The 16,720-nt window shown below is 37.9% G+C and carries 17 protein-coding genes; 13 read left to right on the top strand and 4 right to left on the bottom strand.

Annotated features, from left to right (window positions below):
- Positions 1 to 11 precede the first annotated feature (11 nt).
- From ACKVEV_RS10155 to ACKVEV_RS10140, 4 genes are all read left to right on the top strand, one after another.
- Complete coding sequence (locus ACKVEV_RS10155; RefSeq protein ID WP_409370257.1) at positions 12 to 1,028, top strand: hypothetical protein; 1,017 nt, start codon at positions 12 to 14, stop codon at positions 1,026 to 1,028.
- A gap of 44 nt (positions 1,029 to 1,072) precedes the next feature.
- Positions 1,073 to 1,324 carry a hypothetical protein gene (locus ACKVEV_RS10150; protein ID WP_409370256.1) on the top strand — a complete coding sequence of 84 codons (252 nt, stop codon included), beginning with the start codon at positions 1,073 to 1,075 and terminating at the stop codon, positions 1,322 to 1,324.
- A gap of 147 nt (positions 1,325 to 1,471) precedes the next feature.
- A complete protein-coding gene (locus ACKVEV_RS10145) occupies positions 1,472 to 1,894 on the top strand; it encodes a DUF6678 family protein (RefSeq protein WP_409370255.1) in 423 nt (140 codons plus the stop codon).
- A gap of 135 nt (positions 1,895 to 2,029) precedes the next feature.
- Positions 2,030 to 3,235 carry a DUF1963 domain-containing protein gene (locus ACKVEV_RS10140; protein ID WP_409370254.1) on the top strand — a complete coding sequence of 402 codons (1,206 nt, stop codon included), beginning with the start codon at positions 2,030 to 2,032 and terminating at the stop codon, positions 3,233 to 3,235.
- A gap of 98 nt (positions 3,236 to 3,333) precedes the next feature.
- Here ACKVEV_RS10140 and ACKVEV_RS10135 read toward each other — a convergent pair whose 3' ends face one another.
- Entirely contained in the window at positions 3,334 to 4,716 is a 1,383-nt protein-coding gene (locus ACKVEV_RS10135) for an SMI1/KNR4 family protein (protein WP_409370253.1), read from the bottom strand.
- Between the two features lie 242 nt (positions 4,717 to 4,958).
- On the opposite strand from ACKVEV_RS10135, the gene ACKVEV_RS10130 reads away from it, so the two are divergent.
- A complete protein-coding gene (locus ACKVEV_RS10130) occupies positions 4,959 to 5,186 on the top strand; it encodes a hypothetical protein (protein ID WP_409370252.1) in 228 nt (75 codons plus the stop codon).
- 285 nt (positions 5,187 to 5,471) lie between these two features.
- Entirely contained in the window at positions 5,472 to 6,317 is an 846-nt protein-coding gene (locus tag ACKVEV_RS10125) for an aldo/keto reductase (protein ID WP_409370251.1), read from the top strand.
- Between the two features lie 53 nt (positions 6,318 to 6,370).
- On the opposite strand, the gene ACKVEV_RS10120 is transcribed toward ACKVEV_RS10125, so the two are convergent.
- Entirely contained in the window at positions 6,371 to 6,754 is a 384-nt protein-coding gene (locus ACKVEV_RS10120; protein ID WP_409370250.1) for a winged helix-turn-helix transcriptional regulator, read from the bottom strand.
- 108 nt (positions 6,755 to 6,862) lie between these two features.
- Here ACKVEV_RS10120 and ACKVEV_RS10115 point away from each other — a divergent pair, with 108 nt between their 5' ends.
- On the top strand, positions 6,863 to 8,056 hold the full coding sequence (locus ACKVEV_RS10115; RefSeq protein WP_409370249.1) for an MFS transporter: 1,194 nt from the start codon (positions 6,863 to 6,865) through the stop codon (positions 8,054 to 8,056).
- 239 nt (positions 8,057 to 8,295) lie between these two features.
- Here ACKVEV_RS10115 and ACKVEV_RS10110 read toward each other — a convergent pair whose 3' ends face one another.
- Positions 8,296 to 8,526, bottom strand: coding sequence for a phosphoglycerate mutase (locus ACKVEV_RS10110; RefSeq protein ID WP_409370248.1), 231 nt, complete (start codon positions 8,524 to 8,526; stop codon positions 8,296 to 8,298).
- A 115-nt stretch (positions 8,527 to 8,641) separates the two neighbouring features.
- Between ACKVEV_RS10110 and ACKVEV_RS10105 the strand changes: the two genes are divergently transcribed.
- The 6 genes from ACKVEV_RS10105 to ACKVEV_RS10080 all read left to right on the top strand — a co-directional run bounded on the left by ACKVEV_RS10105 (position 8,642) and on the right by ACKVEV_RS10080 (position 16,016).
- The gene (locus tag ACKVEV_RS10105) at positions 8,642 to 9,640 is read left to right on the top strand and encodes a choloylglycine hydrolase family protein (RefSeq protein WP_409370247.1); all 999 of its coding nucleotides are present in this window, start codon (positions 8,642 to 8,644) and stop codon (positions 9,638 to 9,640) included.
- Positions 9,641 to 10,482: 842 nt separating this feature from the next.
- The gene (locus tag ACKVEV_RS10100; RefSeq protein ID WP_409370246.1) at positions 10,483 to 11,913 is read left to right on the top strand and encodes a PLP-dependent aminotransferase family protein; all 1,431 of its coding nucleotides are present in this window, start codon (positions 10,483 to 10,485) and stop codon (positions 11,911 to 11,913) included.
- 461 nt (positions 11,914 to 12,374) lie between these two features.
- Positions 12,375 to 12,800, top strand: coding sequence for a YfmQ family protein (locus ACKVEV_RS10095; protein WP_409370245.1), 426 nt, complete (start codon positions 12,375 to 12,377; stop codon positions 12,798 to 12,800).
- A 494-nt stretch (positions 12,801 to 13,294) separates the two neighbouring features.
- Complete coding sequence (locus ACKVEV_RS10090) at positions 13,295 to 14,578, top strand: DNA methyltransferase (protein ID WP_409370244.1); 1,284 nt, start codon at positions 13,295 to 13,297, stop codon at positions 14,576 to 14,578.
- Positions 14,575 to 15,396: a hypothetical protein gene (locus ACKVEV_RS10085; RefSeq protein WP_409370243.1), complete on the top strand. Its 822-nt coding sequence runs from the start codon at positions 14,575 to 14,577 to the stop codon at positions 15,394 to 15,396. Before ACKVEV_RS10090 ends, ACKVEV_RS10085 begins: the two co-directional genes overlap by 4 nt.
- A 53-nt stretch (positions 15,397 to 15,449) precedes the next feature.
- The gene (locus ACKVEV_RS10080) at positions 15,450 to 16,016 is read left to right on the top strand and encodes a DUF4256 domain-containing protein (protein ID WP_409370242.1); all 567 of its coding nucleotides are present in this window, start codon (positions 15,450 to 15,452) and stop codon (positions 16,014 to 16,016) included.
- A gap of 394 nt (positions 16,017 to 16,410) precedes the next feature.
- Here the strand turns inward: ACKVEV_RS10080 and ACKVEV_RS10075 are convergent, their stop codons facing one another.
- On the bottom strand, positions 16,411 to 16,584 hold the full coding sequence (locus ACKVEV_RS10075) for a YjcZ family sporulation protein (RefSeq protein ID WP_409370241.1): 174 nt from the start codon (positions 16,582 to 16,584) through the stop codon (positions 16,411 to 16,413).
- Positions 16,585 to 16,720 lie beyond the last annotated feature (136 nt).

Below are 16,720 nucleotides of genomic sequence, written 5' to 3'. Positions count from 1 at the left end.
TGTATATCACAATGAGTTATGATGTTCAAATTGGAAGGTTAATCAGTGGGACAAGAGAATTGGAAGGCAAAGGTACGTTTCTACTTTGCTCTACTGCTCAAACCATTCAGGAAATCACGACATTTGATGAACATAAGGGGATATTCGTTAGTAGAAACGATTTTGAGAATGCGCTCTATGACTTTTGCACATTGGCTATCTCTAACTATATAGAAGAAGGAAGAAATAAAGATGTGTATACCTTCTCCATCTATACCGATAGCTATAATGGTAGCTACATCGTGTACATCAATAATCGGGCTTCCTTAGAGCAAACTGTTGCAGAGTGTTACGAAAGTTATCAAGAAAATTATAGGAGAACGGGTGACGAGATTTATAATCAAACAAAAGAGCAGGTCTATCGTTCATGTAAGTTTAGTGAAGGTGATTATCCCTTTATGTTTGAAGACATGCCTGCGTGCCTAGAAAGCTATCTTGAAATGTACAGCTGCATTAGCCAAGAAACCCCCGAGTATTTAAGCAATAAGGAGAATTATCTATTTGAAAAGACGATTATAGATTCGGAGCTATTTTTAATCGCTATGGATGTGATTCAACGATTGCGCAACGATTTAAAACAATTGAACCAAACAGAGGACTTCATTGCCTACGTTTCAGCGGCGGATGGCGTTGGTGGTGATTATTTGACACTAAGCCAACTTGTCAGAAACTGTGTACCCTTAGACCAATTGTATAAAGCAATGCCTGACTTAAAGAGTAAAGACCAGGAATTTAAGTCCGCTGTCGATGCTATACATCAACTCTCCCTTGATCAACAAGTAAAACATTGGGTCAATGTGATCGAAGGAGGAGAATTTGGTGAAGGTAGTATGAAAAGTTTTTGGCGAACAGATTATGAAGCCTATGAACAACTCGTTGCGCTTGGAGCACAAGCCATCCCATATATGAAAGAGTATTTGAACGGTGATCTTAAGAATGAAGGTAGGAATATTCTAACGTTAGTATTAGAAACTCTGGGCGAACAATAACACCTAATAATACTGTTACTCATGAAAAATATGAGGTGACTGGCTTGATTACAGGAATCGCGATTTATCATACTGAGAATATTAGCGCGATCAACTCTTTAAACATCGGATTGTCTTTTTTTGAGGCGGTAGGCGTCAGCGTAAACGCGGCAACATATAATCAATTATTGAATGATGGAGATCATGTAGGGGATCATCAACTTTCCACTATTTCTGTCGATCGGTTACAAGAGAATGTGTTAAATCGAGCTTATGCGTTCGGGCCATACCATGAGCGAAAGGGCTCGACACCTTGATATGCTGGATTCAGCAGTGAAACTGTGGAGTTTGGCAGCTTCTCTCATTTCACTGCATGTTGTGAATGTTCACTGGAACTTGGCAAAGCGATTTCCAAGCTAGTCCTATGCGATTCATACAATAACTTATCGAACTGAGGTTTTAATATGATAGCAAACCAAAACAAAATGAAAGTAATGGAGGCCATTGCAGAGAGAAATTTAGTTTCGATTATGAATAATACAAAGTGGCGAGAACTGCAAGATGCCGTTATAAATACGTTATTATTTCCGCCACCATACCAATGCAAGTATTTGTTAGAAGAAATCCGACACCCAGAAGAATTTGAAACGGATGTGTGGTATTGGGGAGATTGGGAAGAGGGCATTGAACCATTTTACTGTGTCGAATGGATTAGAGTAAGGCCAAGATATTTGAAACATCGAGGTAGACTCGTTTCACCAGAACTGATTGATATCACAGATGATTTTGTCAATATATTAAAGGCATTATCCATTCCATACCGACTAGAGAACGATACCTATTACATTTACGGCTACCTAGTAGATACAAGTATATTAACATCATGAAGCCCAGTGGTAGGCAATGTTAGCTGCTGACAATAAAGGGGGGAATCTAATATGACAGAACGAATACCATGTAAGACGGAAGGTTGCAATGCAACAATTTTGCCGAACACCGCAGCCAAGACAGGCGGAATCTGCATGCCCTGCTATCAAGAGCAGGAACGAAAAAAACAACAAGCATATATTGAACAGCACCGCAAAACAATCAATCTCTATGAAGGATTAACAGATTATGTTGACATTCTCAAGGTGATGCATGCGCCGAGAAAGTATGACCCCCTTGTCCAATATGTTTCGTTTCCATCACGCATGGAGCAGGTGTACATATCTTTAACAGACCAAGAAGCGGACAGTATGTTGAAATATGCATTGGAATTACTGGCTGTTAACAATGAAAGTGAAGCACAAGATATTTTATTATCACTGGTGTGTTACCGGGATGTTAATATATCCGTTGCTTTGCCTGCACTGATAGAGCGCGGCATGTTTAATAATCCGATTCTTTTTAAAGATGCTTCACAAAACATTCGTGATCAGCTTTTAGGGCAAGTGAATTGGGATGAAGACAACCGTAATTTACTCCTTTTAGTACTCGGATGGATCGGTGATGCTGCTGTTACAGAGCAGTTTCGGGAATGGCAAATGCAGCCTCCAACATGGGTGGAGCAGTTGTTTGTAACGCCTGAAACGTATGCGCTTGATGGAGGATGGGAGCTTACACCAGACGGAAAGAAGCGTAATTTAATGAACCCTTTATGTTATGCGATTAGACAAGTAGACCAACAGGGTGAAGATGGCAATGAAAAACATCATGCCCATTTTCTAGAGTCAAGCCATTCAACATGTCCATGGTGCAATAGGAAGTTAATGAAGTTGATGGACGTAGCTACCTCCCACCCGGCATTACGATATTTAAACTTGCAGATAGAGAACCTACAGGTCATAACTTGTGATGTATGTGGGGGCTTTAGCACAATATACATGGAGTTGGACAATCATGGTGTGCCTGTTTGGAGCCGCCACAATCAAGAACCTGATTATCTTCCAGATATAGATAACCTAATCAGCGAAGCGGAAACGACACCTAGTTTAGTTCTTTCATATGAGCCGCAATCACCGTATTATGCTGCGGTTTGGACGATGTCACAATTGAATTCGCAGATTGGCGGTCATCCAACTTGGATACAAGAGCCGGAGTATCCGGTTTGTCCTTGTTGTGAACGAAGAATGCAATATATCGGGCAAATTGATTATGCGGATTTCGACGAATATGCAGAAGGTATTTTTTATATGTTTTTATGTCCAACAGACAAAATGACAGCAACGGCATATCAGCAAAGTTGATGACCGATTAGCCTTTAAGGAATAAAGTAAAACAAAACATAAGAAGAGCCCGCTATGAAAGCAGGCTTTTTTCATTTTAACATACATCTATACAGCCATTAGGCTTCTTTTAACATATTTATTACGGCATCTTTATAGCTATCGGTAAAGTGAATCTTCCCGTGATTCTGGACGATACGACCTTCCTTCTTACGTCGTTCCAGCCAATCTGTAATAAAGCCAGGGGCATAGCCTCCTTGTCCGAATTCTCCGCCAAATGCGATGATGTTCTGATAAGCGGATACATATTGATCGTAACTAGTATCCGGATACGACTTGGTATATAACCAAAATTGTACATCATACATGGCATAGGATAATGCATCTGCGTGAAAACTGAAATGGCCTTTCTCTTCAACAATTTGTGTACAGATGCTGCGGATTTTTTGTTCCACTTGTCCTACTTCGGTTACGCGAGCGCATAACTCTTCCAACATAGGAGAAAACTTACCGTGCGCTACTTTAGCGAGTGCATCCTCTTTGTCTTGTTCAGAAGTATCATAGTGATCTTCACTCACTAAACCTCTAATAAATGCTTCAAAATTATCGGCAAGGAAAGTGATCTCATAATCATCTTCTTGATCGACATGAATCACTTCAGGCTCACCATCCCTACCACAAGCTCGATAGTCTAACATCACGACATCATGACCCGCTGATGGACAGTCACAGATTACTACTCCTATGTCTGGATATCCCCATTCCTCAATCATAAACGGACTACCTAGGTCTCCGCACAGGGAATAGCTTTTCTCGCGCCCGATACCCATAATCCCAGTAATGGCAATGTGATCCTCAGCCCAGGAAGTTGGCTCCTCTGTTGGAAAGCAAGTGTTCTTCGGTACCCCTCCATTTTGCTGTTTCATTAAGGCAATATAAGAGGCGGGGAGCTTATAGCCAAGTTCTTTCTCTATTGAATCGATTAGTTCGTCTGTCGGTGGCTCACTTTGATAGGATGATTTTGCGTATTCACTATCATCCCAGAAATCTGCTAGAGACATATCTGAAAAAGGACTCTTGTGCACTAAGGAAGCTCCACTCGCAAGGGAAGCTTTTTTCTTTGCAAGCCGGAGTTCTTCGCTTTTCTGCTTCTGCTCTTTTCGAGTACTCTGTCTTAAAAAATATTCTGTATTTCGATCACCGGGCTCTAATTGATTAGACTCGCTGAAAGCTTGAGCTGCTTCCGCGTATTGCTGTAAATGAAAAAGAGCGAAGCCTACTCGATAATGCCAAAGCGAATCCTGTTTACCAGCCTCCGCAATGGTAGCGAATTGAGTGAGCGCTTCTTCGTAAAGCCCTAAATTATTATAGGCTCTAGCTAAAATGCTGATGGATTGATAGTCTCGCTGTTCTTCAGGAATGGCTATAAGCAAATCAACAATTCGCTGATGTTCGTCTACTTCATGCCACTCGTTCAATTGCTCAATAAGCTTTTGTTCCATGTCTACCTCCAAATGATGTTATTGTAACTACCTATCGATCTGGTAGTCTCTTCCTTAAAATAGTAACATCTATAAATGAAGGATTCTAGAATATTGCCATTTGAATATTGGTAGCAAGTGATGATAGCCTATATAAACTAAGCAGGACTTCATAAAGCTTTCATACATACGATATGTCTATCATTCATGATTACTTCCTCCCCATTTGTCCCATGCTATGGATAGACAGGGGGTGTTGATTCATGGATTATGAATATACGGTCAAATTATATTTCAACGAAAGTCGTGAAGAGGAATATAAAATTAAAAATAATATTGGACAAGAAACATTTGTGGAGGAAATATCTAACGGCTTTAATGACAAGTTGTGGTATACATTTACTGAAACTGAAAATTTTAAAACAATCTTTATTAGTACGAAAGAGGTATATAAAGTAACCGTTGTGCAAAACGTAGTCACTTTTGATTAACCCTATAAATGAAGTCACTTCTAGTTTTGGAGTGGCTTTTTATTATGTTCATTTTTCAGTCGTTTTTATTACTAGTTTAATGTTTTAACTAATTCATTTACTTCTTCCTCTCCAATTTCTCTTGTCATTTTAAAAACCATAGAAAAAATTTTCCCCGCTAATCATTGCCAATTCACAAATGTTACCTCGACGTTACTATGAAACAAAATTGTGCGTACTTTTTTTTTCGTTTGCTGGACTACATAATGAGAAAGCAATCAAGAAACACATATTGGAGGAATTAAAATGATTCAACAATTACAAGATACAATCACATTAAATAACGGTTTACAAATGCCTGGTATGGGATTAGGTGTTTTTCAAGTAGAAAATGATGCGACTGCTGACATGGTGAAAAATGCTATCGAGGTTGGCTATCGCAGCATTGATACAGCTGCTATTTATGGCAATGAAGCGGGCGTAGGACAAGGTATTAAACAAGCGTTAGCATCTACTGGTTTAAATCGTGAAGACCTTTTTATTACATCAAAAGTATGGAATGACGGAATAAGCTATGACGAAACAATTGCTGCTTATGAAGAGAGCCTACAAAAACTAGGATTAGATTATTTAGATCTTTACCTAATTCATTGGCCAGGTAAAGATAAGTATGCGGAATCTTGGAGAGCGCTTGAAGATCTATATGACCAAGGCAAGATTAAAGCAATCGGCGTATGTAACTTCACTGTTACACACTTGGAAAATTTATTAACGTTTGCGCGTATTAAACCTGTTATCAACCAAGTGGAATTCCACCCACGCTTACAGCAAGTGGAGCTTCGCGCATTTTGTGACGAGCACCAAATTCAATTAGAAGCATGGGCACCATTAATGCAAGGTGGGTTGCTTGAAGATGAAACGATTGCACAAATCGCTACAAAATATGGAAAATCCATTGCTCAAGTTATTTTACGTTGGGATGTGCAAAATGGCGTCATTACAATTCCAAAATCTGTGCGTAGAGAACGCATGATGCAAAATGCTGATATTTTTGACTTTACTTTAACAGACGAAGAAATGGCTATTATCAATGCGATGAACCTTGAACAACGTGTTGGACCAAACCCAGATGAATTCGACTTTGCTCTATAAGTATTCAAAAGGAAAAGAGACTGTCTACTATGTGACAGTCTCTTTCTCCCTCATTACGATGTTTGCTGCATTGCAATATCTTCATCACGTTGTTTTAACATAACATCTTCGCCTTTTTCCAGTAATACTTCAACATGGTTTTCGCCCCAAGTGCAAAGCATGTTCAAGATTGGTTCCATACTTTCACCATAAGGCGTTAAGGAATATTCAACTTTAGGTGGTACTTGATTAAAGACTTTGCGGTTGATTAGTCCAGCCTGCTCTAATTCTCTTAATTGACTAGTAAGCATTTTTTGAGAAATTTTTGGAATCAATCGTCGAAATTCATTTGTGCGAATTTTCCCATGGTGGTTTAAATGACACAGAATGATCGGTTTCCATTTTCCACCGATTACTTCAAGTGTCGCTTCTACACCAATATTATATATTTTTTGCATAGTAACCCCCGCCATATTTAAAAGTAACTAAAAGTACTCTATAGATCATTTTGGTATGTATGAATAGTACTACACATGAAAAGAAAAATCAAAGGAGATAGATTTTGTATGTCAAACTCAACAAAGCCAAATGCTAAATTAACCTTGCTAGCATTAGCAATTAGTGCATTTGGTATAGGGTCCACAGAATTTATTAGTGTTGGACTTCTACCATTAATTAAAGAAAGCTTCGGGATATCGTTAAGTACAGCAGGCTTAACCGTTTCGATATATGCACTTGGTGTTACGGTTGGTGCGCCATTATTAACAGCTTTAACTTCACATCTTAGTCGCAAAACAGTATTATTGCTCGTTATGGCCATTTTTATCGTTGGTAATTTAACAGCAGCCCTAGCCCCTATGTTTTCTGTCCTAATTATAGGGCGCATTATTTCTGCATTAGCACATGCTGTCTTTATGTCGATTGCATCTGTTATTGCAGCAGATGTAGTTGAACCGAATAAACGAGCAAGTGCTATTGCCTTTATGTTTACTGGTTTAACATTAGCTACAGTAACAGGTGTCCCACTTGGTACATTTATTGGACAAGTAATGAACTGGCGTCTGTCTTTCATCTTTATTGTCGTCATTGGAGTGATTGGTTTCATTAGTAATGCATTGTTAGTGCCTAGTCAATTATCGAAGGGTAATCCAATCTCATTACGTGATATTGGCAAAGTATTAGGCAATTTCCGTATGTTATTAATACTTTTCATTACTGCTATTGGCTACGGTGGAGCCTTTGTTGCCTATACTTATATTTCACCTATTTTAGAGCAATATATGGGATATTCACCACATGCGGTTGTGATTATTTTAATTGTCTACGGTATTTGTGTAGCGATTGGTAATACACTCGGCGGTCAATTCGCAAATAAAAATCCACTACGTTCAATCTTTATTATTTTTGTTGGGCTTGCCATTGCATTACTTGGCATTAGCTTTACGCTTGAGTCACCCGTTATCGGATTGCTGTTGGTGCTGCTTATGGGGCTCTTTATGTTTATGAATGTCCCGGGCTTGCAATTGTATGCCGTTATGCTGGCTGAAAAATATGTGCCATCAGCTATATCTATGGCTTCTGCATTGAATATTGCTGCTTTCAACATCGGTATATTTTTAGGATCCTATGTTGGCGGCATTATTATTAACCATCATTCGTTAGCACAGACACCGCTTTATGGATTCCTGATGGTCATGTTTGCAGCGATCGTGACGCTTTTATGGTTACTTATTGAAAAGAAGAAAAAAGTGATGTTGTAAAAAAGGAGGCTCATCGAAGCTTCCTTTTTTATTTAAGGAAAATCTCCAATATAATCGTATGGAGCGCAATAGAAAAAGTGTATTAGCGAGGTTAGTTGTTGAGCAAATTTTGCGAATGCTTCATTTACATACAGTGCATAATAGTAACAATGACGACAACTTTTCAGAGTTGTCGTCATATCATCATTAGTATGGCTTAGGAAGCTCTTGATGGCTTCTTTTTTAAAGAGGACTTTCTTTTAACGGTTGAACGGAGACGATGTTTCATATTGGATATTTAATTTGATTTTGTTCAAGTCCCGATCAATTTTGGAAATTAACATATGTAATTCTTCATTTTCTGATGCGTGAAATGTTTCCCCTCTGCGTTTACTTAAAGTGACTGTTTGATTTATTAATCGTAAACAAGATTTAATGAGCGCCAAATCAGTTTTAATTGCTTCCTTGTTGATAATGTCGATTTCATCCATTACTAATCACCCCTAAGAACATAATACAATATTAGGAATAATTAACCAACTTGTGGATGAAATTTTTGTAAATGATAATGTTCCCCAACCTAAATAAGAAAGAAGGAGTGTTTGCATGTTAGGGTGTAGTAGCTTATCCATACGGACAACAGATGAACAAACATTATTTGCTAGAACAATGGATTTTACAATAGAGTCAGATAGTAAAGTAGTGATTGTGCCACGGAAATATGGCATTCGATTGCTTGAAGGAAATGAGCTCATTATTAGCAATCCTTATGCATTTATCGGCATGGGCAGCACGGAACTTAGTTCGCCCGTTATGTACGATGGTGTTAATGAAAAAGGATTGATAGGGGCAATGCTTTATTACGCTTCCTTTGCGACCTATTCAGACAAAGCGAAAGAAGGTACAAGAGGCATTAATCCAATATATGTAGTATCCCAAGTGCTAGGAAGTTGTGTATCAGTTGATGATGTAATAAACAAAATAAGTACTTTTACGTTATTAAATGAGGCGAATAATATACTGGGCTTTGCACCGCCTCTTCACTATACATTTACGGATATGACCGGTGAAACGGTTGTCATTGAACCGGATCAAACAGGTATAACCATTCACCGACATACGATTGGGGTTATGACCAATAGCCCTGGTTATGAATGGCACCAAACAAATTTAAGAGCTTATATTGGTGTTACGCCTAATCCTCCACACGATATTACAATGGGCGATTTAACATTGACACCATTTGGCCAAGGGGCAGGAGCGCTAGGTATTCCAGGGGACTTCACACCGTCTGCTCGATTCCTCCGTGTTGCCTATTGGAAGAAGTATACGAACCAAGCGAAAAATGAGGTTGATGGCGTCACGACATTGTTCCATATTCTCTCCTCGGTAAATATCCCGAAAGGTGTTGTCTTGAATAAAGAAGGAAGCCCAGATTATACAATCTACACTTCTGCGATGTGTGCACAAAGTAAAAATTATTATTTTAAGCATTATGATAATAGTCGAATTGCTGTTGTATCCTTATTAAAGGAGGATTTAAATAGCCATGATTTAATGTTTTTTGAATGGGATCGCCAACAGGATATAAAACCGCTAAATTAAGACCTTACAAAATGGCCAGTTTCTTTTCATCGAGCAACTAGTCTATTGCTGTTGCAAAGTATCGGGTCCTAATTCGTAAAAACCCACTGCGCTTTCCGCGGGCACGAAGTAAGCCGCAACCCTCGCTGCCGCGCGGTTTGTTGCGTCTTACGTTACGTGCGCTCCCGCAGGAGTCTACGTGGGTTTTTACTTAGTTATATATAAATTAATGCTATTGAATAAAATTGTTTGAGTGCCTGGCACTCAAACAATTCTTGCTGTTGCAAAATACCGGGTCCTAATTCGTAAAAACCCACTGCGCTTTCCGCGGGCACGAAGTAAGCCGCAACCCTCGCTGCCGCGCGGTTTGTTGCGTCTTACGTTACGTGCGTCCCCGCAGGAGTCTACGTGGGTTTTTACTTAGCTATATATAAAGTAATGCTATTGAATAAAATTGTTTGAGTGCCTGGCACTCAAACAATTCTGCTTTCTAAAAATAGTAAAAACCCACTGCGCTTTCCGCGGGCATGACGTAAGCCGCAACCCTCGCTGCCGCGCGGAATGCCCTCGTCTTACGTTACGTGCGTTCCCGCAGGAGTCTACGTGGGTGTTTACTTAGTTATATATAAAGTAATGCTATTGAATAGAATTGTTTGAGTGCCTGGCACTCAAACAATTCTGCTTTCACCATTGCACAACTTCTTTCTGTTCGTGCTCCGCCATTTGGTTGAATAGTAAAGTGGATGGCTAAAATAACACGGAAGTGGCTCGTTTGTGACAAGTTAATCTATATTACAATATAATCTTTTAGCATGCATCATCGAGCTAAAAGACAGTTTGATAGAAAGATGAGGTACATATGTATGGATTGGAAACCAGATAGACAAGCGAAGACCGCCATTTATAAACAACTTGCAGCATATATAGAAAAGGGCATTGCAGATGGTACATTTCCAGCTGATAAACCATTGCCATCAGAAAGATATTTAGCAAGTATATTAAATGTAAATCGCAGCACTGTTGTTCATGCGTATGATGTATTAGAATCCTTAGGGCTAATAGAACGAACTAGAGGAAGCGGTACGACGATTAGTAAAGATATATGGGGTATTACAAAAAAACGAATTCCTAGTTGGAATCGCTATATTGAAGCGGGTTCTTTTTTACCCAGTTTACCTGTAACACAAAAAATAAGAAAAGAAGCTGTTGAGCATACGTTAATCAATTTAGCGTCTGGAGAATTATCAGAAGACCTATTCCCCAAAAAGTTTTTAAGCGAGATTACTGCCACACGGTCGTATATAGGAAGCTTAGGATACGACCATCCACAGGGCAATGAAAATCTTCGATATACGATTGCCCAACACGTGAAAGACTATCGCGGTATTGAAACGAATCCTTCTTCTATCCTAATAACATCAGGGGCGCAACAAGCATTACATTTAATTGTCCAATGTTTATTAAAGCCTGGCGATGCAATTGCCATAGAAGATCCTTCGTATAATTATAATCTACCGACTTTTCGCTCTGCAGGTATCCAAATCTATTATTTACCAGTAAAGAAAGATGGCATCCAACCAGAGGATGTGGCGTTATTATATAAAAAACACCGCATTAAAATGATTTTTTTAAATCCTTATTTCCAAAATCCGACAGGCTATATTTTAAATCAAAAGAAAAGGGAAGCGATTTTAGATATTTCTTCAAAGCTAGGGATTCCCGTAGTGGAAGACGATCCTTATAGTATGACTGCTTTTTCTGGCGAGAAAATAGCGCCACTTAAATCAATGGATTATAACGGGAACGTATTATATATTAGCTCTTTATCCAAAATTGTCGCTTCAGGTTTAAGAATAGGGTGGATTATTGGCCCTCCTTCCGTGCTTGAAAGATTATCCGATGCAAAGCAACAAATTGATTTTGGTCATTCTAGCTATACACAGTGGATAGCCAATGATTTTTTAGCATCAGAAAACTTTGATATCCATATGAAAAGTTTAGTGAAAAAATTAGAAAAAAGAAGAGATCAAATGATACAAAGTCTAACTACGCATTTAAATGGTATTGTGGAATATTCGGTTCCACAAGGGGGTATTCATATTTGGTGTAAACTTCTTAAAGACTTTAATGAAACCCAATTGCTCGAGGCATCCATTAAACGAGGTGTTATTTATGTGCCAGGTTCTACATTGGGCTCCCAACATCGTTATGTACGTTTTACTTTCGCAAGAGAGGATGAACATGCGATAGATGAAGGAATTAAAAGGTTTGCACAAGCTCTGAATAGTTTGTAGTTAATTGGATGACTAAAAATATGAACGAGTGGATGGTGTAAACGATATAGAAAATAGATATGATGTACGAAGGGAAAAGCATTAGCTGCTACTGTGAAAAACATAATGCGGCTACCTTTTATTATATTTAGAAGCGCGCTCATTTCAGGATGTAGAGACTTTCCCACTCGCAGCAGAGCAGCCCCAATTCTCAGGTTGGAGCAATGCTCTATTTTTATTATGTCACAATACTTTCATTTGCTATTCAAATCCTATATGGTATGGTGTTGAATAGGCTATTTTCAATCCATATAGTAGAGAAAACCTAAAAAATTAGTAAAGTGGATGGTCGAAAAAGCCTTGAATTGGATGGTTATAATCACGATAAATCCTTTTATCATGGAGAAGTGGATGATCGTACATCCAGGCTATTCACATAAAATGACTGAAAGAGTTGATATGATATGACATGGGGTTTAATTTTGACAGTAGTCATTGGTTCTATTGTTAAATTAATCATGAGTCCTCCTAGTATAGCTGTGGCATGGACTGTAAGTAAATTTGAACTGCATAAAAAATTAGATGCAAAAGATGTAACAGTAAGCTATAACGGTAAAAATTTAGCAGAAGCAGAAAAAAATCGATTTACTGACTATTTCAATGAAGCTACGTTTTTAAAAAAGCATTATATTTTCCCAGGCAATGAAAAATTATTTCTAGAGCCAGAGTCCAATGTCACACCGTACGTCATCAACCAAAAAAAGGGCAAAAAAGATATCCGTTTCTTTGTTTTTAAGTATGATAATCGCGTAGATGTAGTAAAGAAATATAAGGATAACGTTGTTTCATATAGTGTGAGCTCAGATTATTTACAAAATTACTCACTGACTACTGAAGGTTTGAGTTAAGATAAGAAGTCCATCCTAGTTGTTGGTACTGTACTAACGATTAGTTTCTGACAAAAGCTATACGCTTTGCAAAGCGAATCTCAACGGCATAATGAAAGTGTTAGATTGACAGCAGTCATTCTAACACTTTTTTTGTTAGTTCGTTGCGCGTTCAAAAAATCTGTATCCAATGTGAAGCCGATGTGCTAATCGTATGTAATGAGGGGGCTAATACTGTTTTATTGTGAAAAGCTTCTATTAATGTTTCATGCGTTTTTTTAGTATGTAACGAAATAATTTCATAAATAATAATAGCATTTGGAAATTGACTATAGCTGTTTTTGCCGATACACTCGTCTTATAAAATGAGTGTACTGCGTTTTGAAACGTAGTATTAGTGGCAACAGCCTACCCCTAATGAATACATGCATTACATGTAATTTTTCTTACTAATGATTAACGGTTTGTTAAATTATTTATAATACATCGTGTTTGAATGGATGGTGTCAGTCAATATGTTAGCAGAAAATATTCGATCAGCGAAGCGTGGGAAAAATGAACGAAACGGTATTCATAATTGGCATCCTTACTACGCAAGTTACGCTGAAAACTTTGTTGAAGATATGCTCGATTATTTTGGAGCGAATGAAAGCTCGATTGTGCTAGATCCATGGATGGGCAGTGGAACGACGGCTTTAGTGTGCCAAAAGAGAGGTATCAAGTCTTTAGGTATAGATATTAACCCTGTCATGGTCATTTTTTCAAAAGCTAAAACGAGACAATTAATTGACTATAATCTTGAGAAAATTGGCTATGATATTAAGGAAAAAGCCTCTACTATAAAACTAAACCAAGATGAATTTTTACATAATGAGGATACGCTAGAATTTGTCAGTGCGGAAGATTTAAATACGTTAAATAAAATACAACAAGCGATTGAGGATGTTTGTAAACAGCAAAGTAGCCTGTCCGATCAAACATTATCCGATACTTTACGAGCTTTTTACGTTGCTGTTTTATTTAGATGCTTACGAGACGTAGGCAAATTCAAAAAGGGTAAAAATCCAACGTGGCTCATAAATGAAAGCTCGAAAGTGAACGAAATCGATACATATCAATTATTTTATCATTATGTAAATGCCATGCGAAAAGATTTAGAGAAATACTTCTCTAATATGTTTAATGTTGAATATGCAAAGCCTTCCTTTATTGAAGGGGACAGTAGGGACATGGATTTTCCAGAGAGCACTGCAGACTTTATTATTACTTCGCCCCCATACTTAACGCGGATTGATTATGCTGTTTCAACAAAGCCAGAATTATTGTTTTTAGGCTATAAACAGCATACGGATTTTGATAGAGTACGAAGAGCTACGATGGGAGCTCCCGTAATAGCGGATAAAAACATCGTGATGAACGAAAAATGGGGACAATCCATTTGCACTTTTTTGACTCAAGTAAAAGAACATCACGCGAAAGCTTCTAAAAGTTATTATCTCCCTATATTTTTACAGTATTTTAGAGATGCATTCGATTCTTTACATGAAATTAAACGAGTGTTAAAACCAAATGGATATGCTTGTCTAGTCGTGCAATCTTCATATTATAAAGATGTAGAAGCAAAACTAGGAGAAATGTATGTGGAAATGGCACAGTCACTGCATCTAGAAGCAGAAATTATTAAACGGGATGTTGTAAAACATCATTTAGCCAATGTTAATACAAAATCATCTAAATATGTGAAAAATAAAATTTACTATGAGGATGCTGTTCTAATTAGAAAGAAGGGGAAAAATTGACGGAGTATAGTAGCCATAGAGAACAAGTAGCACAAGTGGATGGTGTGTCTCAAAGACAAACTATCGTTGAAAATGCATTATTGCATGCATTTGAACCTTTTATCTTTATAAAAGAAGTACCGTTTATTAATTTTGGCAATATGACTGCTGGTGAACTAGCGAAAGCATTTAGCGCTTACCCTATTGTAGTAAAATCAATTCTTGCTACGGTCAATGTGGCGGGGAGAGCGATCAAACGTGACTTGGATATTGCGATTGATACGTATAGTGAAAAGTTAACAGAAGAGAAGGCAGCTATTTTAGCGGGTTATATTAAACCAATGTTGCCAAATGAACTAGCCATTCCTGCCATCTGTGAGTTGGATAGATGGTTTTATGTAGATAAAGAAATTAGAAAATTTAAAGGTAGTTGGGAAAAAGCGATTCTTACGATATTAAAAAAGAACGCAATAACAGATGATTTTAAAAAAATTAAATTTGAATGTGATGGGGAAAACTTTCAATTAGATGCGGTACATCCATCTACTGCACCATTTAAAATAGGAATAGATGTCAGAAGAATTGAAGCAAAGCAAGATATTCATAAAAGGGCCGATGAAATCATTAATAAGGCAAGAAAGTTTAAAAAAATTTGTCCGAATGCCAACTTTTATTCCATCATTTATTACCCTTTTACGACTGAACATATCAATTTACAAACAAGGTTAAAAGATGAAAATATTAATGGTGTGTTTTTTGCGACGGAGGCATTGTCTAGTATTGAACAGCAGACAAAGTATATTTTAAGCACGGAAGGTTTACTGAAGGATATGCCATAATGATAGTAAGTGCTTCTAGTCCATATGACTTTAACAATTAGGAGGAAACAACAATGCCAAAGAACAATAAAGAGTTATCACTCGAACAACGTGAGGAATTACTTCACATATTGCAAAATCGATTTGAGAAAAATATGAATCGTCATCAAGGGCTTGACTGGGCCAATGTACAAGCAAAGCTCGAAGCGAATACGGAAAAACTATGGTCGCTCAATGAAATGGAAGTGACTGGCGGTGAGCCGGATGTCGTTGCTTATGATGACAATACAGGTGAATACGTTTTTTATGATTGTGCAACAGAAAGCCCGAAAGGTCGTAGAAGTTTTTGTTACGATCGGGAGGCGTTAGAATCAAGGAAGAAGCACCAACCCGAAAATACTGTCATCGATATGGCAACGGCTATGGGCATTGAACTTCTAACAGAGGAACAATACCGAGCGTTACAGAAACTAGGGTCTTTCGATTTGAAAACATCTAGCTGGGTGCAAACACCTGCACATATTCGAAAACTAGGTGGCGCCATCTTTTGTGATCGTCGTTATGATACAGTCTTTATGTACCACAATGGAGCAGATTCGTACTATGCTGCGAGAGGATTCCGTGGCGCACTGAAAGTCTAAGTGTTAGGAGCTGTTTCGACAGCTCTTTTTTATTTATAAAGGGAGTGATAATTTGATTTTTAGCAAAGTATTTGAGCAATCAACTACTAACCAATGCACGAACTTTATTTTTAGAGAAGCGGTTAGGGCAATCATTAACAAAACAAGAAGTTAAAAGAAAAACAGTCATCAACGCAATATGCATAGGTGACTGTTTTCGTTTTTTGTATGATTAATGAGACAATTAAAGTATGAAGGAATTAGTTATCCAAACAGAATAAACACCAGCTCGTCTATTTTAAGCGATACGTTATAGATGGTGCTTACGTTGAAGATTAGTCCATTTATTAAAAGGGTCACCAGGCTGGGAGTAACCCTTTGTATTAGAGAGGTGCGATAAATCTGTATGTTTGGTTTAGCAATCTTCTCTATTGTACATAAAAGTAGCACCGACAATAATTAACAGAATAAATAGTACAACGATTAGTGCGAATGTTGAGCCGTATCCATTGTTATTCCCATTGTCGTAGTTGTTACAGCAATAATTATTGTTCCAATTGCCACCGACATTTCCGCCGTAATATCCCATGGAAAATCCCCCCTTTCTTCCATCTATAATATGTACATTGCAAAGAAGCGGAGGGGTGTTTATCCATTTGGGATAAGAAAAATCTATTTACTAGAATTGTAGAAATACGAGAATCGCCATTAAATGTACTGAATTC

Origin of the sequence: Lysinibacillus sp. 38-6 (genome assembly GCF_046245175.1) — a bacterium.
Classification (GTDB): Bacteria; Bacillota; Bacilli; order Bacillales_A; family Planococcaceae; genus Lysinibacillus.
Note: the sequence above shows the minus strand (reverse complement) of the source record. Positions and strands in the feature narration are given on the sequence as shown.